We start from the raw sequence: 23,926 nt of genomic DNA on the forward strand, positions 1-23,926 counted from the left end.
AGACACAAAAAAGGCCGGGGAGCGATCCCCGGCCTTTTTCGTGTCCTACGTGGCGCCTGCCCTTACGGGCGATGCACCGGCGCGACATATTCGCCGAGCTCGGGGCCGTCTTCCTCGTCGAGGCCCTTTGCCAGCCGGCTGTTGTGCATACCGTAGGCGAAATAGAGGATGATCGCCGCCAGCGTGTACCAGGCAAAGAACACCAGCACGCGCGATTCGACCGTGAAGATCAACGCGATGCAAGTGAGGATGCCGACCGCCGGCACCACCGGATAGAGCGGTACGCGGAAGCCGCGCGGGATCTCCGGGTGGGTGCGCCGCAGCCAGATCACCGACAGGCAGACGATCGCGAAGGCCGCGAGCGTGCCGACCGAGGTCATGTCGCCGAGCGTGTTGATGTCGAAGAACGCCGCGGCGACTGCGGTGATCAGACCGACGAGCAGCGTGTTGACCCACGGCGTCTGGAACTTCTTGTGGACCGTCGCGAACACGCGCGGCAGCAGGCCGTCACGCGCCATCGTGTAGAAGATGCGCGTCTGGCCGTACATCAGCACGAGCACGACCGAGGTCAGCCCGACGATCGCGCCAGCCTTCACCAGCTTTGCGAACCACGCCCATTGCGGGCCCAGCGCGTCGACCGCGACCGCGACGGGATCCGGCACGTCGAGCGTCTTGTAGTTGACGATCAGCGTCATCACGATCGAGACGAGGATGTAGATCGCGGTGCACACGAACAGCGAGCCGAGCAGGCCGATCGGCATGTCCTTGGCGGGGTTCTTGGCTTCCTGGCCCGCGGTCGAGACCGCCTCGAAGCCGATATAGGCGAAGAACACGATCGAGGCGGCACGCAGGATGCCGCCCCAGCCGAACTCGCCCTTGTCGCCGCTCGCCGGCGGGATGAACGGCTGCCAGTTGGACTTGAGCGTGTCGAAATGCGCGATCACGAACGCGCCGCAGATGACGATGAAGGCGATGATCACGGTCAGCTTGATCGCGACGATGACGTTGTTGACCTTGGCGCTCTCCGACACGCCGATGATCAGCAATGCGGTCATCGCGCCGCAGATCAGGAAGGCGGGCAAGTTGAAGAGGTAGGTCAGCGGCGCACCGTTGACGATTACGGGGACGAGCTCGCCGCCGACCGCATGCTTGATGACATGGCCGGTCGGACCAGTCAGTTCGACCGGGATGACGAGGCCGAAGTCGCCGAGAAGGCTGACGACATAGCCCGCCCAGCCGACCGCGACGACCGACGCCGCGAGACCGTATTCGAGCAGCAGCAGCGCGCCCATGATCCACGCGGCGAACTCGCCGATCGTGGTGTAGCTATAGGTATAGGCCGAGCCCGAGACGGGCAGGGTGGAGGACAGCTCGGCGTAGCACAGGCCGGCGAGCGCGCAGACGAAGCCCGCGATCAGGAACGAGATGAGGACGGCGGGGCCGGCATGGAGCGCAGCGGCGTTGCCGGTCCGCACGAAGATGCCCGCGCCGATGATGCAGCCGATGCCGAGGAACACGAGGTTCCAGGGGCCGAGCGTGCGTTTGAGTTGGCTGGTCTGTGTCTCGCGTTGAACTTGCTCCACGGTTTTTCGGAGCAGCATGCGGTTCAGAATACCCGTAGTGGGCTGTGTCGCCATTCGATAAGTCCCCTGGGCCGGATCGTTGCCGGCGCGAAAGTTTTGGTTGGCGGGAAACCTAACCGCAAAACGTGGGCGCGCAATCCCCTTAGCGCGCCAGCATCGGCCCGAGCGCGCGGCCGGCGAAGATATGGACGTGGAGGTGCGGCACCTCCTGGTGCGAATCGTGTCCGGTATTGGCCAGCAAGCGATAGCCCGGCGCGACCAGCCCGGCATCGCGCGCGACCGTGCCGACCGCGCGAACGAACCCGGCGATCTCGGCGTCCGACGCTCTCGCGCTGAAATCATCCCACGACACATAGGCGCCCTTGGGGATCACCAGGATATGCGTCGGCGCCTGCGGGGCGATGTCGGGGAAGGCGATGGCGTAGTCGTCGTCGTAGAGCCGCGTCGCGGGAATCTCACCGCGCAGGATCTTGGCGAAGATGTTCTGGTCGTCATAGGCTTGCGTCGCGTCGATCGGCATAGTTCCCCTCCCGCTTGCGGGAGGGGTTAGGGGAGGGGCTGTCCTCCCATGCCTCCCGCCAGTGCGTGCGACATGCCCTCCCCCAGCCCCTCCCGCAAGCGGGAGGGGAGCAAGAAAGAGCGCGTCAGTCCTTCGTCCGCGCGGCCTTCTCGTCGATTCCCGACACGCCTTCGCGCTGGCGGATCTCGGCGCGGATGTCGTCGAGCGACACGTCGCACTCGGCGAGCAGCACGAGCAGGTGGAACATCAGGTCGGTCGCCTCGCCGACGAGCGCGGCCTTGTCCTCGGTCAGCGCGGCGATGACGGTCTCGACGGCTTCCTCGCCGACCTTCTGCGCGATCTTGCCGCGCCCCTTCGCGAACAGCTTGGCGGTGTAGGAGGTGGTCGGGTCGGCGCCGCGGCGTGCGCGGATCGTTGCCTCTAACGTGTCGAGTGTATCTTCGGCCATCAAAGCGGGCTGGCCCAAGCGGGCGCGCAGGTCAATCCTTGGGCGTGCCGCGCTTGGCGAAGCGCGCGCGCATCGCCCGCCGCACGAACCAAACGCCGAGCGCCGCGACGACGAACAGGACGATGTCGGAGAGTTCGGGTCCGGTGCGAACCTTGACGACACCGCTATGCGGCGCGGCGAGCGCGGGGTTTGCGATCAGCAGGGCGAAGAGGAAGCGCATGCGGGGTGTGTAGCATCGCGCTGTTAAATTTCCGCTTCTTTCGCTCCCCTTGCTTTCCCGTTCTTCTATCTTCCCCGGCGAAGGCCGGGGCCCAGTCGCGAAGGCCCATGCCAGCACGCGCAGCGCTCTCCAACGAACGGCTCGCGACTGGGCCCCGGCCTCCGCCGGGGAAGAAATATAGAAAGAAGGAAGGAAGAAAGTCCCGCGGTCAGCTGGTAACCGGCCGCCGCACCGGTATCCCCGCCGCCGCAAGCGCGGCATGCGCCTCGGCGATGCTGACTTCGCCGAAGTGGAAAATCGACGCCGCCAGCACTGCGCTCGCATGTCCCTCGCTGATCCCCGCGACGAGATCGGCCAGCCCGCCCACGCCGCCCGACGCGACCACCGGCACGCGCACCTGGTCGGCGATCGTCCGCGTCAGCGCCAGGTCGAACCCGCTCTTGGTCCCGTCGCGGTCCATCGAGGTGATGAGCAGTTCGCCCGCGCCGAGCTCGGCAAGGCGCAGCGCATGTGCGACGGCGTCGATCCCGGTCGCCCGCCGGCCGCCATGCGTGAACACTTCCCAGCCGCCATCGACCTGCCGCGCATCGACCGAGGCGACGACGCACTGGCTGCCGAACTTGTCGGCGAGCTCGGCGACGAGCTCGGGCCGCGCGACCGCGGCGGAATTGACCGCGACCTTGTCGGCGCCCGCGAGCAGCAGCGCGCGCGCATCCTCGACCGAGCGCACCCCGCCGCCGACGGTCAGCGGCATGAAGCACACTTCGGCGGTGCGACGCACGACGTCGAGGATCGTGCCGCGCGCCTCATGGCTCGCACCGATATCGAGGAAGCAGAGTTCGTCGGCCCCAGCGGCGTCATAGGCGCGCGCTTGCTCGACCGGATCGCCGGCGTCCTTGAGGTCGACGAAATTGACGCCCTTGACGACGCGACCGTTGGCGACGTCGAGGCACGGGATGACACGAGCGCGGACGGTCATGGGCGAGCGACTTTGAAGAAAAAGAAGATGGGTTCGCGCGGAGGCGCGGAGACGCGGAGGAAAGAAGACGGGTCGCCAAGTCTCTGGCATCCGCGTCGGGCGAAGCGCATTCTGCATTCGCGGATCACTCGGGACGGTCGCGACGCGCGCACCATCTCCGCGCCTCCGCGTCTCCGCGCGAACATGCTTTTCACGCCGCCGCCGCCACGGCGAGCGCCGCCGCCAGATCGAGCCGGCCGTCATACAGCGCGCGCCCGGTAATCACGCCCTCGATCCCGTCACGCGCATGGAGCGCGAGCACATGGATCTCGGCAATCCCCTTCACGCCGCCGCTGGCGATCACCGGAATCTTCACCGCGCGCGCCAGATCGACGGTCGCCTGGACGTTGGCGCCCTTAAGCATCCCGTCGCGGCCGACGTCAGTGAACAACAGCGCCGCGACACCCGCATCCTCGAACTGCCGCGCCATATCGGCGACCTCGACCGTCGAGACATCGGCCCATCCCTTCGTTGCGACGAAACCGTCCTTGGCATCGACCGCAACGACGATCCCGCCGGGGAAATCGCGCGCCGCTTCGCGCACCAGCTCCGGGTTCTCAAGCGCGGCCGTGCCGATCACGACGCGCGACACGCCCATGTCGAACCAGCGCTCGATCCCGGCGCGGTCACGGATCCCGCCGCCCAATTGCACATGGCCGGGGAAGCGCTTGACGATCTCGGCGACCGCCTCGCCATTGACCGACTTGCCGGCGAACGCGCCGTCGAGGTCGACGACGTGGAGATATTCGGCACCCTGCTCGGCGAACAGCATCGCCTGTGCTGCGGGATCGTCGCCATAGACGGTCGCGCGGTCCATATCGCCCTCGGCGAGGCGGACGACTTGGCCGCCCTTGAGGTCGATCGCGGGGAAGATGATCAAGGACGCCACGTCAGGAACCTCTCCAGCAGCGCAAGACCGTAGCGCTGGCTCTTTTCGGGATGGAATTGCACGCCGAGCAGATTGTCGCGGCCGATCGCCGCGGTGACCGGGCCGGCATGCTCGGTCGTTGCCAGCGTGTCGGCCCCGTCAAAGGCGTAGCTGTGCAGGAAATACGCTTCGCCCGGCACGATCAGGGCGTGCGGGGTGGTCGGGACGACGTCGTTCCAACCCATGTGCGGGACCTTGGCGGTTGCGTCGGTCGGCGTGAGGTGCCGGACGCTGCCGCGGATCCAGCCGAGCCCGGCATGGACGCCATGCTCCTCGCCGGTGTCGGCCATCAATTGCATCCCGACGCAGATGCCGAGGAACGGCACGCCGTCGCGCCGGACGCGCTGCTCGAGCGCCTCGACCATGCCGGGGACGGCGCGCAACGCCGCGGCGCAGGCGCCGAACGCACCGACGCCGGGAAGGACGATACGGTCGGCCTTGAGCACCGCGTCGGCGTCGGCGGTGACGAGCACGTCGGTACCGCCCGCGGCCTTCAGCGCATTGGCGACCGAATGCAGATTGCCCGCGCCGTAATCGATGAGGGCAAGCGTCAAATCCCCCTCCCGCTTGCGGGAGGGGTTAGGGGAGGGGCGTGCCGCAAGCGCAGCGCGGGGATCCAGGTCGTTCCCTCCCCCGGCCCCTCCCGCAAGCGGGAGGGGAGCATCACAACGTCCCCTTGGTGCTGGGGATCACGCCCGCTTTCCGCGGATCGAGCTCGACCGCTTCGCGCAACGCCCGCGCGACGCCCTTGAACGCCGCCTCGGCGATGTGGTGGTTGTTCGACCCGTAGAGCGTCTCGATGTGCAGCGTGATGCCGGCGGTCTGCGCGAACGAGTGGAAGAAATGCTCGAACATTTCGGTGTCCATCTCGCCAAGTTTCTTCTGCGAGAATTCGGTCTTCCACACGAGATACGGCCGCCCCGAAATGTCGATCGCGACGCGGGTGAGCGTCTCGTCCATCGGCGAATGCGCGTCGGCGTAGCGGCGGATGCCGCGCTTTTCGCCGAGCGCCTCGAGGATCGCCGCGCCGATCGCGAGGCCGGTGTCCTCGACGGTGTGGTGCTGGTCGATATGCAGATCGCCGACGGTCTTTACGTCCAAGTCGATCAGCGAGTGGCGGCTCAGTTGTTCGAGCATGTGATCGAAGAAGCCGATCCCGGTCGAAATCTGGAACGCCCCCGTTCCATCGAGGTTGACCGAGACGTCGATGGAGGTCTCGCTGGTCCGGCGGGTGATCGTGGCGGTGCGCATTTGCTTCCCATAGCGCCGTTAGGGACGCATGCAATCTTGACCCGCCATCAAACCGCGCTACCCAAGGACGCATGAGCGATGGCATGCCCGATAGCCTGATTCCCTACGATGATATCGTACAGGAAGCCCTGCGTGCCGTGGTCGGCCGCGTCCTTGGGTCGGTGGCGACCAATGGTGGCCTGCCCGGCGAGCACCATTTCTACATCACCTTCAAGACGCAGGCACCCGGCGTCGACATTCCGCAGCGGCTGCTCGAGCGCTTTCCCGACGAGATGACGATCGTGATGCAGAACCGCTATTGGGATCTGGTCGTCGATGACGAGCGCTTCTCGGTCGGCCTGAGCTTCAACCAGGTCGCCTCGAAGCTGGTCATTCCCTATTCGGCGATCACCGGTTTCCACGATCCTGCGGTCAATTTCGAACTGCGCTTCCAGGCGCAGGATATTCCCGACGGCCCCGAGCCGCACGACACCGCGGAAAACGACGAGCCGGTGCACAAGCCGGTCGAGGATGGTTCGAACGTCGTCGCAGTGGATTTCAAGCGGAAGAAGTAGGGAGCGAGCCGCGCGAACTGCGCGGCGGTCGCGCAAGCGACGCGAACCGCCGGCCGGCGCGGCCCGCCGCGTCCGACGTCACGGGATTTACTCCGGTGACGGCTGTCTCACCAAAATCGCGAGCCATTTCCGTCACCCCGGGCTTGTCCCGGGGTCTACCGTGCCGCACATGCCACCCGTCCGGTCTTGCGGCCCGGTGGATGCCGGGACGGGCCCGGCATGACGGAGTCTGGCATGGCTGAAAACACCCGCACCGAAACCGATTCGCTTGGGGCCGTCGAAGTCCCTGCCGCCGCCTATTGGGGCGCGCAGACGCAGCGCTCGATCGAGAATTTTCCCTTCCCCGCGACCGAGCGAATGCCGATCGCGATCATCCACGCGCTCGCGATCGTCAAGCAGGCCGCTGCCCGCGTGAACCGCGCGCACGGCTTAGCGCCCGAAATCGCCGACGCGATCGAATCGGCCGCCGCCGAAGTCGCCGCGGGCGCGCTCGATGACCAGTTCCCGCTCGTCATCTGGCAGACCGGCAGCGGCACGCAGTCGAACATGAACGTCAACGAAGTCATCGCCGGCCGTGCGAACGAAATGTTGACGGGGAAGCGCGGCGGCAAGACCCCGGTCCACCCCAATGACCACGTCAATATGAGCCAGTCGTCGAACGACAGCTTCCCGACAGCGCTCCACATCGCCGCGGCGATCGGCGCGACACAGCGGCTGCTCCCTGCGCTCGACCGGCTCAACCGCGCGGTGAAAGCGAAGTCGGACGCGTGGCACGATATCGTAAAGATCGGCCGCACGCATCTGCAGGACGCGACGCCGATCACGCTCGGCCAGGAATTCTCGGGGTACGCGGTGCAGCTCTATCGGTGCTACCACCGCATCGAACCCGCGATCACGCACAACATGCTGTTGCTCGCGCAAGGGGGCACCGCGGTCGGCACCGGGCTCAACGCGCCCGCCGGCTTCGACGTCGCGATCGCCGCCGAGATCGCGCGGCTCACCGGGCTCGCTTTCGAGACGATGCCCAACAAGTTCGAGGCGCTCGCGTCGAACGACCCGATCGTCCATGTCTCGGGAACGCTCAACACGCTCGCCGTCGCGCTGACCAAGATCGCCAACGATATCCGCTTGCTGGGTTCCGGCCCGCGCTCGGGGCTTGGCGAACTCCACCTCCCCGAAAACGAGCCAGGCAGCTCGATCATGCCGGGCAAGGTCAACCCGACGCAGTGCGAGATGCTGACGATGGTCGCCGCCCAAGTGATCGGCAATCACCAGGCGATCACGATCGGCGGCTTGCAAGGCCATCTCGAGCTCAACGTGTTCAAGCCGATGCTCGGCGCGGCGCTGCTGCGCTCGATCGATCTGCTCGCCGTCGGCACGGCGAGCTTCGCCGAGCGCTGCGTCGCGGGGATCGAGCCGAATCGCGCGCGAATCGCCGAACTGGTCGATCGCTCGCTAATGCTCGTCACCGCGCTTGCGCCCGAGATCGGCTATGACAATGCCGCCACGATCGCCAAGCACGCACACCATGAAGGCCTGACGCTCAAGGAAGCGGGGCTCGCGCTCGGCCTCGTCGATGCGGCGACCTTCGATCGCTTGGTCCGTCCCGAGACGATGGTCTGACACGACCGGAACCATCGCCCGTTTCGTGCGCTAAGCGTAACGAATTGGAGAAAGACGATGAGTTTTACGACGATGATCGGCGCTGCAATCGGTGCTGCGATCGATGGTTCCGACGGTGACGACAGCACGATCGACGGCGCGATCGAGGGTGTGATCGTCGCCAATGTCGTCAAGGCGGTGATCCCGCTCGCGCTGACCTTCGCGACTGGGTGGCTCGTGCTGCGCGGCCTCGGCCAGATCAAGACGCGCGTGTTCGGCGAGGATGCGCCGCGCAGCTGAGTCACGCCAAACCTTGACGGGAGGGGCAGGTGCGCGCCACTAGCGCGCATGGTCGATCATCGCTCCTCCCAGCCCAAGAACTTCAAGCGTCGCGGGCTGATGTTCGTGCTGTCCTCGCCGTCGGGCGCGGGCAAGTCCACGATTGCCAACCGCCTGCTCAAGGAAGAGCGCAACCGCATCAAGATGTCGGTGTCGTATACGACGCGCGCGCCACGCAAGGGCGAGGTCGACGGCAAGGACTATCACTTCGTCGACAAGGAAACCTTCCGCGCGATGGCGGAGGACGACCAGTTCCTCGAATGGGCGCGCGTGTTCGACGAGCGCTACGGCACGCCGCGCGACACCGTGTTCAAGGATCTCGAGCACGGACAGGACATCTTGTTCGATATCGACTGGCAGGGTGCGCAGCAGCTGTTCCAGCTGGCTGGCGGCGACGTCGTCCGCGTCTTCATCCTGCCGCCCGGTCTCAAGACGCTGCGCCAGCGACTCGAGGATCGCGCGACCGATACGCAGGAAGTGATCGACCGCCGCATGGACCGCGCGCAGGCCGAGGTCAGCCATTGGGACGGCTATGACTATGTCCTGGTCAACGACGATCTCGACGATTGTTACGAGTGCGTCGAGACGATCCTGACGGCCGAGCGCCTCAAGCGCTCGCGCCAGCGCGGGATGATCGGCTTCATCCGGCGGCTGCCTGAGAAATAAACGCTTCTTAGCCGTCACCCCGGCCTTGTTCCGGGGTCCACCGTGCCACGCGGTATTCGCGGGCAGGACGCGTATCCCGGTGGACCCCGGCACAGGGCCGGGGTGACGAAGAGGGCGGTGTCTGTGCCGAGCGTCTACCGCAGCAATTCCAGCATCCGCACGCCCGCGCCGAAATCGCGCCGCCGCGTCGCAATCCCCGCCTCGGCGAGCGGATCGCGGCCCCAGCGTTCGGCCTGATAGTCCTCGTCGAGCGTCACCGCGTCCCACACCTGTTCGGGCGTCGCGGCCTGTTCGGCGAGCGCCAGCGCGGCGATCAGCGAGCCGCCGATCGTCACGATCGGCGACAGCGCCGCCAGCTCGTAGGGCCCGCGAACGGCGATCGCATCGCCGAGTCGTTGCAGCGTTGCCGCTGGCTGCGCGCGGTGGAGGATGCCGGTGACGACCTCGACATGCACATCGTAGCGCAGCCGCGCCCAGTCGATCAGCGGATCCCACGCCTCGGCCTGCCGCGCGACCAGATCCTCGGGCGAATCGGCGCGGTAACAGAGCAAGTCGCTCTCGGCGTACGCGGCGAGCCCTTGCGCGAACAATGCCGGGTAGGGCGAGATCCGGTCGATCGCGGCGTTGGCGAGCCCCGTCAAAGCCATCGCGCGCGGGTCGATCTCGCCCTCGACCGCGCGCCATTCATCGGCGACGGCCTCGGCCAGCGCATCGCTCGGCAAGGCGAGCGGCATGCGGCCGGGGGTGCGCACGGGCTTGCCGTCGAGAAAGACGGCGCGGGTGTCGTCGAGGGTGACGTGGGTCCAGAAACGCTTCATGCCCGCAGCCCTAGAGCAGGAACGCGCCGCTTCAAACCGCTTCCAGACGTCACGCGCGCGCGACGACCCCGGCCGCGACGACGACGAGCAGCGGTGCCGCCGCGAGCGCGAGCCGCCAGCGCGGTAACCGCCACGTTGCGCGCTGCGACAGCAATAGCGCGGCGGCGATCCCGACCGCGGTCATCGTCCAGAAGTGGTAGCGCACCTCGGACGCGACGCTCAGCGGCAGATAGCTGAAGCCGTAGAGCACCGCCGACCATGCCAGCGCGACCGCCGGATCGCCATCGCCGAGCCGTGGGCGCAGCACGAGCAAGCCGAGGCCGAGCGCCAGCCAGCAGACCGGCCAGCCCGGCGGCGTCGTCAGCAGCGCGTCGGCGGCGTGCTGGAGCGCGCTGCGCCAGCCGTTCGGCGCGACGGTGAAGCCCCAGCGGTTGGGATCGGACTGCCGCGACAGGCCGGGCAGATCGGCGTCGTGGACCAGAAAGCGTGTGTTGCGGTCGAAATGCGCGAGGCGGTGCCCCGCATAGGCGAGCGGATGCGCGGCGACGGCGGCGGCCCACCAGCCATAGGGGCCGTGCCCGGTCTTGAGCGGCGCGGCGAGCGTGGTGAAGCCGATCGCGCAGGGTGCCGCCCCCCACCAGGCGTAGCGATCCCACGAGATCGGCGAATAGCAATCAGCATTGACCGCAACCGGGTTCGCCACGCTGGTGCGCGGGAAAACGTCGGTCTTGGCGAACGCGCCGATCCCACCAAGATCGTAGATCACCAGCGACAGTTCGACGCCGCTGCGTTTGGCGTGAAGCGCTGCATTGGCGAGCGGCAAAGCGAGCACCAGCGGGATCGCCGCAAGCACCGCAGTCGCGCCGAGCCGCGGCCACGTTCGCCGCCATGCGGTCGGCAGGGCAAGCAACAGCAGCGGCAGGCATGCCGGAACCGCATTGAAGCGCAGCGTCGCCGCCGCGACGAGCAACAGCGCGGCCACGACCCGCGCTGCGCGGCTCCCCGGTCGCGCGACGAGCAAGCCGCTCGCGAGCAGCAGCGTGCCTGCGAACAGGCTGTCCTTGAGGATCGTGCCCACCAGCACCAGCACGATCGGCGACAGTGCGAGCAAGCCGATCGCCCCCGCCGCCGCCCGCTGTCCGCGCGCCCATGCCGCCTGCATCCACAAGGCGGTGCCGCTCCAATAGAGCGCAAGCTGCAGCACCAGCATCGGCGCGGGCCCCGCGCCGAACAGCCCGAGCTGCCGCCACAGCCAGTTCATCGCCGGTGGGTGCCAATCGTCATACTGGCCGCTCAGCGCCTGGCCATATTGCCGGATCGCGTCCCACGTCATGATCCCCGGCCAGAACAGCGCGCCATGCAGCAGCGCCAGCAGCACGATCGCGCCGCCGCCCATCAGGATCGCGCGTCTGTCGGTCGAATTCTTCACGACGCCGCGCTAGCATGCTGATCCTGCAATACCATCCGCGATTGCGTCCCAGCCGCGCAAACGCGTGTGGCTTGTGATCGTTCGGCTTTTGCGCTTCATTGCCGGGGATAACGACGAAACGGGGCTCCTTCATGACATTTCAACGCCTTGCGCTGGCGGCTGCGGGCCTGCTCGCCTCGACCACTCTGGCCGCACCGCGCGCGCAGGCGCAGGAGGCCAGGCCCGCCTTCGCCGAGCCGACGCTCTCCCCCGACGGCGCGCTGATCGCCTTCGCCTCGGGCGGCGACATCTGGGAGGTCGCGGCGAACGGCGGTGTCGCGCGCCCGCTCGTCACCGATGCGGCGACCGAGGCGCGCCCGCTCTATTCGCCCGACGGAACCAAGCTCGCCTTCACCTCGACGCGCGGCGGCAACGCCAACATCTATGTGCTCGATCTCGCGAGCGGCGCAGTGACTCGGCTGACCTATGCCGAGGCGGGCGAGGAGCTCGACGCCTGGTCGCCCGACGGCAAATATCTGTACTTCGCCTCGGGCGTCGCCGATGTCGGCCGCCAGGCCGATATCTTCCGCATTGCGCTCGACGGCGGCACGCCGATGCAGGTCAGCCGCGAGACCTATCTCGCCGAGTTCCAGGCCGCGCCGTCGCCCGATGGCAGCACGCTTGCGATCAACACGCGCGGGATCAGTGCGGGGCAGTGGTGGCGCAACGGCACCTCGCACATCGACCAGACCGAATTGTGGCTCAAGCCGGTGGCGGAGGGCGGCGCGTATCGCCGTCTCCTCGCCGATGGCGAGAAACACGCCTGGCCGATGTGGAGCCGCGACGGTGCCAGCCTCGTCTATATGAGCGCGAAGGGCGGGCCCGAGAATCTCTGGCGCGTCGGCGTCGGCGCAGGGGCGGCGCCCGAGCAGCTGACGCACTTCACGAGCGGCCGCGTTCTGTACCCGTCGATGGCGGCAAACGGGTCGGCGGTCGTGTTCGAACGCGATTTCGGTGTGTGGCGCTACGATCCCGCGACGGCGCAGGCCGCTGCGGTGCCGATCACGCTGCGCGGGGCTGCGAGCACGACGCCGCGCCGCCACGAACAGCTGCAGAGCTTCTCGCGCTTGGCGCTTTCGAGCGACGGGCAGAAGATCGCGGTGATCGGGCACGGCGAAGTGTTCGCGACGTCGGCCAAGGACGGCGGGACGGCGCAGCGCGTGACCAATACGCCGGGTGCCGAGCGCGAAGTGATCTGGTCGCCCGACAGCCGCCGCGCGCTCGTCATTTCGGAGCGCGGGCTCGCGCATTGCCTCGTCGAATATGACGTCGCAAGCGGGCGCGAGACCGTGCTGACGCGCCAGGGGATCGCGTCCGCGCCCACCTACGCGCCCGACGGCAAGTCGGCGGCCTATGTCCTCGACGATCGCGAGCTCCACGTCGTGACACTCGCGGGCGGCGCCGATCGTACGCTGTTCACCGGCGCGATCGCGACCGACGAGCGCGATGGCCCGCGCCCGACCTGGTCGCCCGATGGCCAGTATATCGCCTTCCCGTTGCTCGATTCGCGCTCGTTCGTGAACGTCCATGTCGTCGCCGCCGCAGGTGGCGCGGCGCGGCCGGTCAGTTTCCTCGCCAACGGACAGATGGGCGGGATCGCTTGGTCGCCCGACGGCACCTACATCCTCTTCGATACCGCGCAGCGCAGCGAGGATTCGCGGATCGTGCGGATCGATCTGCTGCCGCACGTGCCGAAGTTCAAGGAAGACAAGTTCAGCGACCTGTTCAAGCCCGGCAAGCAGCCCGGCACGCCCGACACGCCGTCTGACACGCCCACGCCGCCGACGCCCAAGCCGCTGCCCGTCGCAGCGAAGAAGGGGGCCGCGCCGCCGACCCCCGCGCCGAAGGTGAAGCCGGTGTCGATCGTGTGGGAGGGCCTGCGCGCGCGCGCGACGATCCTGCCGCTCGGGCTCAATGCCGATACGCCGGTGATCAGCCCCGATGGCAAGACGCTCGTCTTCCGCGCACGCGAGAAGGGCCGCGCCAACCTCTACAGCTACAATCTCGACGAACTCGCCGACGAGCCGCCGGTCGCGCAGCAACTCACGCAGAGCGATCGGCCGAAGGGCGATTTCGCGCTCGCGGGCGACGGCAAGACGCTCTTCTATCTCGACGGCGGCCGCGTGATTTCGACGCCGCTCGACAGCCCCAAGCCCAAGCCGATTCCGGTCGGCGCCGAAATGGACGTCGACTTCGCGACCGAGAAACAGATCGTGTTCGACGAGGCGTGGAGCATCCTCGACCGCAAGTTCTTCGATGCGAAGTTCAACGGCCAGGACTGGAAGGCGCTGCGCGCGCGCTTCCAGCCCTATATCGCCGGGGCCCGCACGCCCGACGAGGAGCGGCGGATCATCAATCTGATGATCGGCGAGCTCAACGCCTCGCATTCGGGCATTTCGCTCAGCCCCGGCGCACCGGGTAGCGCGCGGCCCAATCGCGTCGGCGATCTCGGGCTGCGCTTCGATCGCGCCGCCTATGATGCGGGACGCGGTCTGATCGTGCGCGACGTGGTGCGGCTCGGGCCCGCGGCGATCGAAAAGATCGCTCCCGGCGACCGGATCGTCAGCGTCGGCGGGGTCGCGATCGGCGCGCATGGCAATATCGATGCGCTGCTCGAGAACAGCGTCGGCCGCCGCGTCGCGCTCGGCGTCGTTGGCGCGACTGGTCAGCGCAGCGTCGTCGTCCGGCCGATCTCGGTCGGCGCGGCAGCGGGGCTCGCCTACCGCCAATGGGTCGATGACCGCCGCGCGCTGGTCGATCGGCTGTCGGGCGGCAAGCTCGGCTATGTCCACATCGCCGACATGTCGTCCGAATCGCTCGACCAGCTCTATCTCGATCTCGATGCCGAGAATCAGCGGCGGCAAGGCGTCGTCGTCGACATCCGCAACAACAATGGCGGCTTCATCAACGGCTATGCGATCGACGTGTTCGCGCGCGCCAATTATCTGACGATGACGCCGCGCGACCTGTTCCCGCTGCCCGGCCGCCAGGCGCTCGGCCAGCGTGCGCTCGGCAAGCCGACCGTGCTCGTCACCAACGAATCGTCGCTGTCGGACGCCGAGGATTTCACCGAGGGCTATCGCGCGCTCGGCCTCGGCAAAGTGGTGGGGCAGCCGACCGCAGGGTGGATCATCTTCACCGGCGGCGAGCCGCTGATCGACGGGTCGTCGGTGCGCACGCCCGGCACGCGAATCCAGGACGGCCGCGGCCAGGACATGGAAATGCACCCGCGCCCGGTCGACGTCACGGTGACGCGGCCGCTCGGCGAAGGCCCCGGCACCGATGCGCAGTTGAGCGCGGCGGTCGACGTGCTGCTCGCGCAGGTGGGGAAGCCGTAATCGATCGGCGCAGCGACGCGATTGCTCCGCCGCCGCACTGTGCTATCCCGCTCCATCACTCGACGGAGCTTCCCTGCCATGCGCCTCAGCCTGTTCGCTTTTCTGCTCGCCGCTTCCGCCAGCCCGGCGCTCGCCGCACCCACGGTGCATTCCTATGGCGGGCTCGCGCTGTCGGCGCAGGGCGACCGGATCGCGACGATTGACGGCGAGGGCAGCAAGACCAGCATCACGATTCGCGCGACGAGCGGCAAGGTGCTGCGCAGCTTCGATCCGTGCGGCGCCCTGTGTTCGGTGTCGGGTCTGACCTTCGCGCCAAACGGCAGCCTCGCCTATCTCACGCGCGACAAGAAGGCCGGGCTCGTCACGCTGTTCGTCGACCATGACGGCAAGCCGCATACGGTCGCGACGGTCAGCGGCATCGCCCAGACGCCGCGTTTCTCGCCCGACGGGTCGCGCATCGCCTTGCTCGTCACGATCGGCGCGGCGAAGGAAGCGGGCGCTGCGCAGGCCGGCGTGCGCCAGATCGGCGAGATCGGCGAGAAGAGCGACGAGCAGCGGCTCGCCGTGTTCGACGTGAGCGGCAGCGTGACGGCGGACAAGGTTCAGCCGCTTTCACCCGCCGATCGCTACATTTACGAATATGACTGGACGCCCGATGGCAGCGGCTTCGTCGTCACCTCGGCGCTCGGCAATGGCGACAACAATTGGTGGGTCGCGACGCTCGACGCGGTCGATGCCAAGACCGGCGCGGTGCGCACCATCGCCCGCCCCAAGACGCAGCTCAACTTCCCGCGCGTTTCCCCCGACGGCAAGACCGTCGCCTATATCGGCGGGTTGATGAGCGACTTCGGCTCGGTCGGTGGCGATGTCTGGACGGTGCCCTTCGCTGGCGGCGAACCGCGCAACACGCAGCCCAACAGCAAGCTGACGGTCACGTCGCTCGTCTGGCGCGACGCTGCCATCCGCGGCACCGCGCTGCGCGGCGACCGGATGGGGCTCTATGCCGAGCGCGCAAGCACCGACGGCCTCGGCTGGAGCCGCCCGTCGAACCTCGCCGCGGGCGATGCCAAGGCCGCATGGAGCGCCGATGGCAAGACCGTCGCCACGGTGGTGCAGGACTTCACGCATGCCCCAGCGATCTTCGCCGGCCCGGTCGATGCGCCCGTCCAGATCACGCACGACAATGATGCGATCCCGGCCAAGATGACCGCGCGCAGCATCAGCTGGAAGAATGACGGCTTCCACGTCCAGGGCTGGCTGCTCGCGCCGCTCGGCGCCGATCCCAAGGCGAAGGCGCCGATGATCACGATCGTCCATGGCGGCCCGTCGGCGGCGAACGTGCCGTATTTCGGCGGTGGCTACGGCGCCATGCTCGATGCCGGCTATTACATCTTCCTGCCCAATCCGCGCGGCAGCTACGGCCAGGGCGAGGCCTTCACCGCCGCCAACAAGCGCGATTTCGGCGGTGGCGATCTGCGCGACATCCTTACCGGGATCGACGCGGTCGAGAAGGTCGCCCCGGTCGACGACGCGCGGCTCGGCCTGACCGGCGGCAGCTATGGCGGCTTCATGGCGATGTGGGCAAACACGCAGACCAACCGCTTCAAGGCGATCGTCGCGGGGGCAGGGCTGTCGAACTGGGTGAGCTATTACGGCACCAACGGCATCGACCAGTGGATGCTGCCGTTCTTCGGCAAGACGCTGTACGAGGATCGCAAGGCCTATGAGGACGTCTCGGCGGTCAATTTCATCAAGAACGCCAAGACGCCGACCTTCATCTATGTCGGCGAGCGCGACATCGAAGTACCGCCGACGCAGTCGATCGAATATTGGCATGGGCTGAAGGACATGGGCGTACCGACGAGCCTGGTGATCTATCCGGAAGAAGGCCACGGCATCCGCGCGCCGGCCAATTCGGCCGACGTCGTCGCGCGCACGCGGGCGTGGTTCGACACGTATCTGGCGGTGAAGAAGTAGGGCGGTTCGTCGCGAACGGTAGATACCGCGCTCCGTTCGGGCTGAGCCTGTCGAAGCCCCACGCTCCGCTCGCGCACCGTGCGCAAGCGGAGAGCGGCCCTTCGACGAGCTCAGGGCGAGCTTGGGGAGGTCGAGGCGCTACCGAGAGTCGAGTTCAGCGCAGCGGCTTGCCCGAGTCTTTCCAGCGGTCGAGGATCTGTGAGTCACCCGGCAGCGTATCCGCGGCCGGGGTTGCAAGGGCGATCGGCGTGCCGCTTTGCGCATAGGCAGGCTGAATCGTCGCAGGTTTGGCGATCGGCGACACCGGGACGACTGCCGTTGCGCTCACCAGTGCGGGCGGATCGAGCCGCGGATGCGGGCCCGGGATCGGCTCGCCGCCCAGATACGGCTGGCGGAACGCCGCCGGCGTGCCCCAGCCACCCTGCCAGCGGTGGAAGAAATGCGCGCCGATCGCGGCCGTCATCACGAGGCTCCGGTTCCACGCCGGGGTGACGGCATAGGTGTGGTAATGCGTCGCGAGCCCGACTTGCGGCATGACATGCCCGTTGAGCGCCGCGGCGGCGACCTTCAACGCGCGCAGCCAATAGGCTTGCGACGGGCTCCCACGCTGGAGCGCGCCGTCGCACGCGAAGCTGAACTGACAGCCGGTATGTTCGGAGCCCTGGAACACCACGCCGCATACCGTCGCCGGGAAGGCCGGCTGCCGCACGCGGTTGAGGATCACCTGCGCGACCGCCTGCTGCCCGGCATCGGGCTCGCTTGCGGCTTCGTAATAGATCGCGGTGGTCAGGCATTGCAGCGCGCGGCCACGGTCGATCGCGCTCGCGCGCGCCATCGAAAAGGGGAGGGCGGGACGGACCGATGTATCCCCCGCGAGCGCCGCCGCGCCGACCGGGAGCGGCAGGTCGGGGAGTGCGATCGTCCCGGTCGCGCCGCGCGCCGGGGCGCTGTCGCTCTGCACCGCATCGTCGGCCGCGTTGAAATACGCGGCGCCGGGGAAATGATCCTCGATCTCATAACCGCTCGGCGCAGGGGCGTGCTGCGCCGCCCTGGCGTGCTGGAGGATGATCGCGCGAAGTGCCGCGTGCGCCGATACGCCCGCGAGCACGAGCGCGCACAGGCCGACGGCACCGAGCTTGCTCAGCCGCCGCATCTTCACCCAGCCAAGGACCGCCTGCAAATACACGCGCGCGCTGTAGCCGATTTTGGCGCGCTGCGATGCTGCTGATTTAGGGGTGTCTCGCGACGATACGATTGGTGGTTAATGCAGGGGTTCGGTCACCCCGGCGCGGCCGGGGTGACGGTTGCAGGGATCGCTCAGCGCAGCGCCGCGCTGTCGAGCTTGAGCACGTCCGCGCCGATCACCTCGACGTTCGGATAGGCCTTGCGAAGTTCGGGCAGGAAGAGCTTCGCATCGCCGACCACGACGACGCTCGCCGCCGCTGGATCGAGCAGCTTTGCCGCTGCCGCCTGCACCGCCGCCGGATCGACCGCCGACACGCGCTGCGTGTACTGCCCGAGCTCGCTGAGCGGCAGGCCCTGGACGACATAGCCGCCGACCGTCCCGGCGATCCCGCCCGTCGTCTCGGTCGCGCGGCCGAAATTGCCGACAAGGACCGCCTTGCGCGTGTCGAGCTCGCCCGGGCTGACGGGCTCGGCACCGAGCCGCTTCATCTCGGCGAGGATGATCGACACCGTCTCGGGCGCGCTCGGATTCTTGGTCGAGGTGCGCGCGGCGACGACGCCCGGCAGGCGACCGGCCTGCAGGCTGCTCCCGGCGCCATAAGCGAGCCCGCGCTTGATGCGGATCTCCTGGTTGAGCCGCGACGAGAAACCGCCGCCGAGCACCGTATTGGCGACCGCCGCAGGATAATAAGCCGGATCGCTGCGCGCGATTCCCGGGCGCGCCACCACGACGCCGGCCTGGCCCGCGCCCGGCATGTCGACCACGACGACGCGCGGCGCGGGGTAGATCTGCCGCGGACCGTCGGGACCGACCGGCGCGCTCGCCTTCCAGTTCGCGAAATTGGCTTCGGCAAGCGCCTTGGCGCGTGCCGGGGTCACGTCGCCGACGAGCACCAGCGTCGCCTGTGCGGGCGCCCAGGCCTTGGCATAGGCGGCGCGGATGTCGCTCGCCGTGATCGCCTTGAGCGACATCGGCGTGCCCGAGCGCGGATGCCCGTACGGCGAAGCACCGAGCGCCGCGCGCGCGGCGACGAGCCCGGCGAGCTGGCTCGGATCCTTGATCGCGACCTGGACGCCGTCGAGCGTCTGCGCGCGCGCGCGCTCGATCTCGGCGGGCGCGAAGACTGGGTTGCGCGCGACATCGGCGAGGATCGCCAGTGCCGGCGTCGCCTGGTCAGACTTGACGGTCACCTCGATCGAGCTGCCGTCCCAACTCGCATCGCTCGAGATCGAACCGCCAAGCGCCTCGATCTGCCGCGCGATCTGCGTCGCCGAGCGCGTCGTGGTGCCCTTGGTCAGCAAGTCCGCGGCGAGGCTGTTGACCCCGGCGCGATCGGGCCGGTCGTCGGCCGCCCCACCCTGCGCGACGAGCAACGCGGTGAGCAGCGGCAGATCGTGCTTCTCGACCACGACGACACGCATCCCGTTGGCGAGCGCGAATTCGTGCGTCAGCGGTGCGGCCGCGGCAATCGCGGCGGCGGGCGGCGGCGGGGCGATCCGATCGGCGGCGCTGGCGGGCGTCACCACCTCGACCTTGCCGGGCGCGACCAATGGCGAGACCACCACGGTATCGGCGACGTCGATCCGGTCGTTCTGCGGTGCCTTGGCGGTCGCGTCCTCGGGGAGATACTGGATCGTCGCCGAACGCTGGTCGCGCAGATACTTCGCTGCGACGCGCTGGACGTCGGCAGCGGTAACGCGGCCGATCGCGGCGAGCTGGCGATCGGCGGCGCGCGCGTCGCCGTCGATGATCACCGACGAGGCGATCGTGCGGCCCTTGCCCTCGGCAGTCTCGCGCGCCTGCAGTGCGCCCGTCAGGATCTCGTTCTTCGCCTCGGCGAGTTCGGCGGCGCTCACCGGCGTATCGCGCAGCCGCGCGACTTCGCGGCGCAGCGCCGTCTCGCCCGCTGCTGCAGTCTTGCCGCCCGCGAGGATCGCGAACACCGCGAGGTTGCCCGGGCCCTGCTTCGAATCGAGTACGCTCTCGGCGCTCTGCGCGAGCTGGTCGCGATAGACGAGCGATTCGTACAACCGCGAGCTCTCGCCCTGCGACAGCACCGCGTTGAGCACGCTCAGCGCGGGGCCGTCGGGATGGTTGTCGGCGGGAATCGGATAGCTGATCATCACCGCAGGCAGCGGCGTATTGGCTTCGTGAACGACGTAATGCGTTGCCTTGGTGCGCTCGGGTTCGGGCACGGTGACGCGCGGGATCGGCGATGTCGGGTGCTTGATCTTGGCGAAATACTGGTCGACCCAGCCATCGAGCTGCGCCGCATCGAAATTGCCCGAGACGACGAGCACGGCGTTGTCGGGCCGGTAATAGGTCGCGTGGAACGCGCGGACATCGTCGATCTGCGCGCTCTCGAGATTGTCGAGGCTGCCGATCGTACCGCGCGCGTATGGATGGCGCGTGTAGGACACGGCGGGGAAATAAAGCGAGAACAGCTTGCCGTAGGGCCGCGCATTGGTGTTCTGGCGCAGCTCCTCCTTCACCACGTCGCGTTCGGAGGCGAAGCTCTTGGGCTCGACGACGAGCGCGGCCATGCGGTCGGCCTCGGCGAACAGCAGCCGCTGGAGGTGGTTCGCCGGGATCGTCTCGTGATATTCGGTGTAATCGTCATTGGTCGAGGCGTTGTTGTTGCCGCCGACATCCTCGGTCAGCCGGTCGAACTGTTCGGAGACGAGGTTGCGCGTCGCCTTGAACATCAGATGTTCGAACATGTGCGCGAAGCCCGAGCGGCCAGCGGGATCGTCCTTCGAGCCGACATCGTACCAGACCTGCACCGAGACGTTGGGCGTGGTCGTGTCGCGAATCGCATAGACGCGCAGGCCATTGGCGAGCGTGCGCTCGGTAAAGGCGATTGGCTTGATCGCGGGGGCGGGTGTGGTCGGGGCGGGTTGCGCGGTGGCGGCGGTGAGCGGGAGCAGGGCGGCGCCCAGCAGGAGGGCGGCACGGGACAGCATAAGGGAGGCTCCGGATGGGGGCGGTGTTGCGCCACTGTGTCGCGCGGCGGCAGGGGCTGTGTCAATCAGATGGCACACCACCCGATACATCGTCACCCCGGCCTTGTGCCGGGGGGGCCACTCCGATGCTTGCGCAGCGTTCGTTGATCGCACGGTGACCGCGCGGCACGGTGCACCCCGGCACAAGGCCGGGGTGACGGCGCTTACGGCTTCTTCGAGCGGTTCACGTAGAGTAGCGCCGCCGCCAGTGCGGCCGATCCGACACCCACCCCGATCGCGATCGGCGCGACCGGCCAGTTGCCGTGCTTCTCACCCTTCGCTTCGGCGGCATCACGGACGCGCTTGTGTTCGAGCGCGGCGGCTTCGATTTCGTTGATCTTGGACATTACACCCTCTCTGCGTGGCTCTCATATGCCTGTCGGAACGCATCGGCGAAGGCTTTGAGCCGCCCCGCCGCGATTGCTGCCCTCAGGTCGGCCATCATCGCCTGATAGAACCACAGATTGTGCTCGGTCATCAACATTGCGCCGAGGATTTCCCCGGATCGGACCAAATGGTGCAGATAGGCGCGGCTCCCACCGTGCTCGGGATGCTCGCAGGTCGGGCAGCCGCACGCGGGATCGAGCGGCCCCTGGTCCTCGGCGAATTTCGCGTTGCGGATGTTGATCGGGCCGTGCCGCGTGAACGCCTGCCCCGTACGCCCCGACCGCGTCGGCAGCACGCAATCGAACATATCGATTCCGCGCTCGACCGCGCCGACGATGTCGGTCGGTTTGCCGACGCCCATCAGGTAGCGCGGCTTGTCGACGGGGAGCTGGCCCGGCGCGAAGTCGAGACACGCGAACATCGCCTCCTGCCCTTCGCCGACCGCGAGGCCGCCGACCGCATAGCCGTCAAAGCCGATGTCGATCAGCGCGGCTGCGCTGTCGCCGCGCAGCGTCTGATCGAGCGCGCCCTGCTGGATCCCGAAGATCGCCGCGCCCTCGGCATGCGCGCCGCCGCCGTCGAACGCATCGCGCGAGCGCTTGGCCCAGCGCATCGAGCGCGCCATTGCGGCTGCCTGCACTTCGGGCGTCGAGGTGGTCGGCACGAGCTCGTCGAACGCCATCACGATGTCCGAGCCGAGCAGCCGCTGGATTTCGATCGAGCGCTCCGGGCTGAGCGTGTGGCGCGAACCGTCGAGGTGCGACTTGAAGGTCACGCCATTCTCGTCGCGCTTGGTCAGGTCGCTGAGGCTCATCACCTGATAGCCGCCGCTATCGGTGAGGATCGGGCGGTCCCAGCCCATGAAATCGTGCAAGCCCCCCAATCGCGCGACGCGTTCGGCGCCGGGGCGGAGCATCAGGTGATAGGTGTTACCGAGCAGGATGTCGGCGCCGGTTGCGCGGACGTCGGCGGGCTTGACGCCCTTGACCGTCGCGGCGGTGCCGACGGGCATGAACGCCGGCGTGCGGATCGTGCCACGGCGCATCGCGATTTCGCCGGTCCGCGCCTTGCCGTCGGTGGCGTGGATGGTGAAATCGAAGCGAGGAGGCTGGGTCATCTTACTTCCCGGACCCCTTCTGCCGTCATTCCCGCAAAAGCGGAAATCCCGCTTCTTCTCCGGGCCGGCGGTAGAAGCGGGACCCCCGCTTTCGCGGGGGTGACAGATTACATCAGCGCTTGAACAGCGTCTCGGCGGTCGGCTCGGCGCGCGGGGCGACGACTTCGCCATTCTCGGCGGCTTCGGCGTCGCGCGCAAGCTGGTCGCGCTGCGCGCGCAGCTCGGTGATCAGCGCTTCGCGGTCACCCTCGAGCCGCGTGTCGACCGGAGCTTCGAGGCCAGCCGCCTTGGCGGCCTTGGCGACCGCGGCATCGAGCTCGCGCTGCGTCGTCAGGCCGAGCGTCACCGGATCCTTCGGGGTGATGTTGGCGATGTTCCAGTGGCTGCGGTCGCGGATCGCCGCGATCGTCGTGCGCGTCGTGCCGATCAGCAGGCCGATCGCGCCGTCGCTGATCTCGGGATGGTTGCGGATGATCCACGAAATGCCGTCGGGCTTGTCCGACCGCTTCGACACCGGCGTGTAGCGCGGGCCCTTGGTGCGGCGGACCTGCTCAGGCCCCTTGAGGATCTTGAGCGTGTACTCCGGATCGGCCTGACCCTTGTCGATCTCGTCCTGCGTCAGCTCGTGCGCACGGATCGGGTCGCGGCCGGTCAGCTTGGTCGCGGCGGTGTCATCGGCGATCGCCTGGACCTCGAGGATGTGGAGACCGCAGAACTCGGCGATCTGCTCGAAGCTGAGCGCGGTATTGTCGACGAGCCAAGCGGCGGTCGCGTGCGGCATGAGCGGCTGGGCCACGGGATACTCCTCAAAAACGGAAAGGGCCGCCCCTTTCGGAGCGGCCACTTATGCTGACATGCAATGTAGAGCGAATGGCAGGGGAGGGCAAGCGCGGTTGCGGTCCGTTAGAGATCGGCGTCGAGCTCGGCGAGATATGCGACGGTATCCCGACGCGCGTCTCGCACGTTGATCACTTCAAGCGCGTCCTCGGTGTAGCGAAAATAGATGATGTAGCGACGATGCGGCGTACTGCGCAGGTCTGCGCCCAGCTCCGGCCGCGCAGTCCCGAGCGAACCGGGAAGCGCGGCGATGCGGTCGCAATGCTCGCGCACCCCGTCTATCAAGCCGCGCGCTATGTCGCTGCCGCTCTGGTCTGCGATGTAGCGCGCGATGGCCTTAAGGTCGCGCTGCGCCGCCTGACTCATTTTGAGGCGGCGCATCAGCCGCGCTCGCGCTCCCAAGCATCGAGATCTTCATGGAGCCTGCGAAATACGTCGTCGGCAGAGTGCCAGACATTCTCGGCGATCGACGCCTGCAGCGTCTCGCGCAGCGCCTTGATCTTCGCATCGCGCTCTTCGACCAACCGCAGACCTTCGTTCACGACATCGACCGCGGACGCATAGCGGCCCTCGGCGACACTTGTCTCGACGAAGCTTTCCCAGTGCGGCCCAACAGGTACGTCCATCGTGCGACCTCCAACAGCAGCGCCACAATTTACCGCATCGT

General features: G+C 67.8%; 23 protein-coding genes. 6 read left to right on the forward strand and 17 right to left on the reverse strand.

Going from position 1 to position 23,926, the window contains the following annotated elements:
- Positions 1 to 62: 62 nt before the first annotated feature.
- The 8 genes from IE187_RS16520 to hisB form a co-directional block, all read right to left on the reverse strand.
- The gene (locus tag IE187_RS16520) at positions 63 to 1,601 is read right to left on the reverse strand and encodes an amino acid permease (protein ID WP_133190301.1); all 1,539 of its coding nucleotides are present in this window, start codon (positions 1,599 to 1,601) and stop codon (positions 63 to 65) included.
- Positions 1,602 to 1,725: 124 nt separating this feature from the next.
- Positions 1,726 to 2,103 carry an HIT domain-containing protein gene (locus IE187_RS16525; RefSeq protein ID WP_189677137.1) on the reverse strand — a complete coding sequence of 126 codons (378 nt, stop codon included), beginning with the start codon at positions 2,101 to 2,103 and terminating at the stop codon, positions 1,726 to 1,728.
- Positions 2,104 to 2,227: 124 nt separating this feature from the next.
- Positions 2,228 to 2,551, reverse strand: a complete 324-nt coding sequence (locus IE187_RS16530; protein WP_133190297.1) for a phosphoribosyl-ATP diphosphatase — start codon at positions 2,549 to 2,551, stop codon at positions 2,228 to 2,230.
- Positions 2,552 to 2,582: 31 nt separating this feature from the next.
- Positions 2,583 to 2,771 carry a hypothetical protein gene (locus tag IE187_RS16535; protein ID WP_133190295.1) on the reverse strand — a complete coding sequence of 63 codons (189 nt, stop codon included), beginning with the start codon at positions 2,769 to 2,771 and terminating at the stop codon, positions 2,583 to 2,585.
- Positions 2,772 to 2,979: 208 nt separating this feature from the next.
- A complete protein-coding gene (hisF, locus tag IE187_RS16540) occupies positions 2,980 to 3,750 on the reverse strand; it encodes an imidazole glycerol phosphate synthase subunit HisF (RefSeq protein ID WP_133190293.1) in 771 nt (256 codons plus the stop codon).
- 190 nt (positions 3,751 to 3,940) lie between these two features.
- Positions 3,941 to 4,678: a 1-(5-phosphoribosyl)-5-[(5-phosphoribosylamino)methylideneamino]imidazole-4-carboxamide isomerase gene (hisA, locus tag IE187_RS16545; protein WP_189677138.1), complete on the reverse strand. Its 738-nt coding sequence runs from the start codon at positions 4,676 to 4,678 to the stop codon at positions 3,941 to 3,943.
- Complete coding sequence (gene hisH, locus IE187_RS16550) at positions 4,666 to 5,271, reverse strand: imidazole glycerol phosphate synthase subunit HisH (protein ID WP_189677139.1); 606 nt, start codon at positions 5,269 to 5,271, stop codon at positions 4,666 to 4,668. Before hisH ends, hisA begins: the two co-directional genes overlap by 13 nt.
- Before the next feature lie 109 nt (positions 5,272 to 5,380).
- Positions 5,381 to 5,968 carry an imidazoleglycerol-phosphate dehydratase HisB gene (gene hisB / locus IE187_RS16555; RefSeq protein ID WP_133190287.1) on the reverse strand — a complete coding sequence of 196 codons (588 nt, stop codon included), beginning with the start codon at positions 5,966 to 5,968 and terminating at the stop codon, positions 5,381 to 5,383.
- Positions 5,969 to 6,039: 71 nt separating this feature from the next.
- On the opposite strand from hisB, the gene IE187_RS16560 reads away from it, so the two are divergent.
- From IE187_RS16560 to gmk, 4 genes are all read left to right on the forward strand, one after another.
- Positions 6,040 to 6,522, forward strand: coding sequence for an SspB family protein (locus IE187_RS16560; RefSeq protein ID WP_133190285.1), 483 nt, complete (start codon positions 6,040 to 6,042; stop codon positions 6,520 to 6,522).
- A 234-nt stretch (positions 6,523 to 6,756) separates the two neighbouring features.
- The gene (gene fumC / locus IE187_RS16565) at positions 6,757 to 8,145 is read left to right on the forward strand and encodes a class II fumarate hydratase (RefSeq protein ID WP_189677140.1); all 1,389 of its coding nucleotides are present in this window, start codon (positions 6,757 to 6,759) and stop codon (positions 8,143 to 8,145) included.
- 57 nt (positions 8,146 to 8,202) lie between these two features.
- On the forward strand, positions 8,203 to 8,424 hold the full coding sequence (locus IE187_RS16570) for a hypothetical protein (protein ID WP_133190281.1): 222 nt from the start codon (positions 8,203 to 8,205) through the stop codon (positions 8,422 to 8,424).
- Positions 8,425 to 8,472: 48 nt separating this feature from the next.
- On the forward strand, positions 8,473 to 9,129 hold the full coding sequence (gene gmk / locus IE187_RS16575) for a guanylate kinase (RefSeq protein ID WP_189677141.1): 657 nt from the start codon (positions 8,473 to 8,475) through the stop codon (positions 9,127 to 9,129).
- Positions 9,130 to 9,263: 134 nt separating this feature from the next.
- On the opposite strand, the gene IE187_RS16580 is transcribed toward gmk, so the two are convergent.
- Both IE187_RS16580 and IE187_RS16585 read right to left on the reverse strand, forming a co-directional pair.
- Positions 9,264 to 9,947 carry an ATP12 family chaperone protein gene (locus IE187_RS16580; RefSeq protein WP_189677142.1) on the reverse strand — a complete coding sequence of 228 codons (684 nt, stop codon included), beginning with the start codon at positions 9,945 to 9,947 and terminating at the stop codon, positions 9,264 to 9,266.
- A gap of 49 nt (positions 9,948 to 9,996) precedes the next feature.
- Positions 9,997 to 11,376 (reverse strand): hypothetical protein, encoded by a 1,380-nt coding sequence (locus IE187_RS16585; protein WP_229839457.1) that lies wholly within the window; start codon positions 11,374 to 11,376, stop codon positions 9,997 to 9,999.
- Between the two features lie 131 nt (positions 11,377 to 11,507).
- Between IE187_RS16585 and IE187_RS16590 the strand changes: the two genes are divergently transcribed.
- Both IE187_RS16590 and IE187_RS16595 read left to right on the forward strand, forming a co-directional pair.
- The gene (locus IE187_RS16590) at positions 11,508 to 14,753 is read left to right on the forward strand and encodes a S41 family peptidase (protein ID WP_189677143.1); all 3,246 of its coding nucleotides are present in this window, start codon (positions 11,508 to 11,510) and stop codon (positions 14,751 to 14,753) included.
- 78 nt (positions 14,754 to 14,831) lie between these two features.
- Positions 14,832 to 16,730, forward strand: a complete 1,899-nt coding sequence (locus tag IE187_RS16595) for a S9 family peptidase (protein WP_189677144.1) — start codon at positions 14,832 to 14,834, stop codon at positions 16,728 to 16,730.
- A gap of 154 nt (positions 16,731 to 16,884) precedes the next feature.
- Here IE187_RS16595 and IE187_RS16600 read toward each other — a convergent pair whose 3' ends face one another.
- From IE187_RS16600 to IE187_RS16630, 7 genes are all read right to left on the reverse strand, one after another.
- Positions 16,885 to 17,916 (reverse strand): cell wall hydrolase, encoded by a 1,032-nt coding sequence (locus IE187_RS16600; RefSeq protein WP_189677145.1) that lies wholly within the window; start codon positions 17,914 to 17,916, stop codon positions 16,885 to 16,887.
- A 131-nt stretch (positions 17,917 to 18,047) separates the two neighbouring features.
- Positions 18,048 to 20,879 (reverse strand): M16 family metallopeptidase, encoded by a 2,832-nt coding sequence (locus tag IE187_RS16605; protein WP_189677146.1) that lies wholly within the window; start codon positions 20,877 to 20,879, stop codon positions 18,048 to 18,050.
- A gap of 203 nt (positions 20,880 to 21,082) precedes the next feature.
- The gene (locus tag IE187_RS16610; protein WP_133190271.1) at positions 21,083 to 21,265 is read right to left on the reverse strand and encodes a hypothetical protein; all 183 of its coding nucleotides are present in this window, start codon (positions 21,263 to 21,265) and stop codon (positions 21,083 to 21,085) included.
- Positions 21,265 to 22,422 carry a tRNA guanosine(34) transglycosylase Tgt gene (gene tgt / locus IE187_RS16615; RefSeq protein WP_189677147.1) on the reverse strand — a complete coding sequence of 386 codons (1,158 nt, stop codon included), beginning with the start codon at positions 22,420 to 22,422 and terminating at the stop codon, positions 21,265 to 21,267. The genes IE187_RS16610 and tgt overlap by 1 nt, the downstream gene beginning before the upstream one ends.
- A gap of 112 nt (positions 22,423 to 22,534) precedes the next feature.
- Positions 22,535 to 23,218 (reverse strand): DUF1013 domain-containing protein, encoded by a 684-nt coding sequence (locus IE187_RS16620; protein ID WP_133190267.1) that lies wholly within the window; start codon positions 23,216 to 23,218, stop codon positions 22,535 to 22,537.
- 107 nt (positions 23,219 to 23,325) lie between these two features.
- Entirely contained in the window at positions 23,326 to 23,640 is a 315-nt protein-coding gene (locus IE187_RS16625) for a type II toxin-antitoxin system RelE/ParE family toxin (RefSeq protein ID WP_189677148.1), read from the reverse strand.
- Positions 23,640 to 23,885, reverse strand: a complete 246-nt coding sequence (locus tag IE187_RS16630) for a type II toxin-antitoxin system ParD family antitoxin (RefSeq protein ID WP_189677149.1) — start codon at positions 23,883 to 23,885, stop codon at positions 23,640 to 23,642. The genes IE187_RS16625 and IE187_RS16630 overlap by 1 nt, the downstream gene beginning before the upstream one ends.
- Positions 23,886 to 23,926: the final 41 nt, after the last annotated feature.

The sequence above is a fragment of the Sphingomonas glacialis genome (genome assembly GCF_014653575.1).
GTDB classification, from domain to species: domain Bacteria; phylum Pseudomonadota; class Alphaproteobacteria; order Sphingomonadales; family Sphingomonadaceae; genus Sphingomonas; species Sphingomonas glacialis.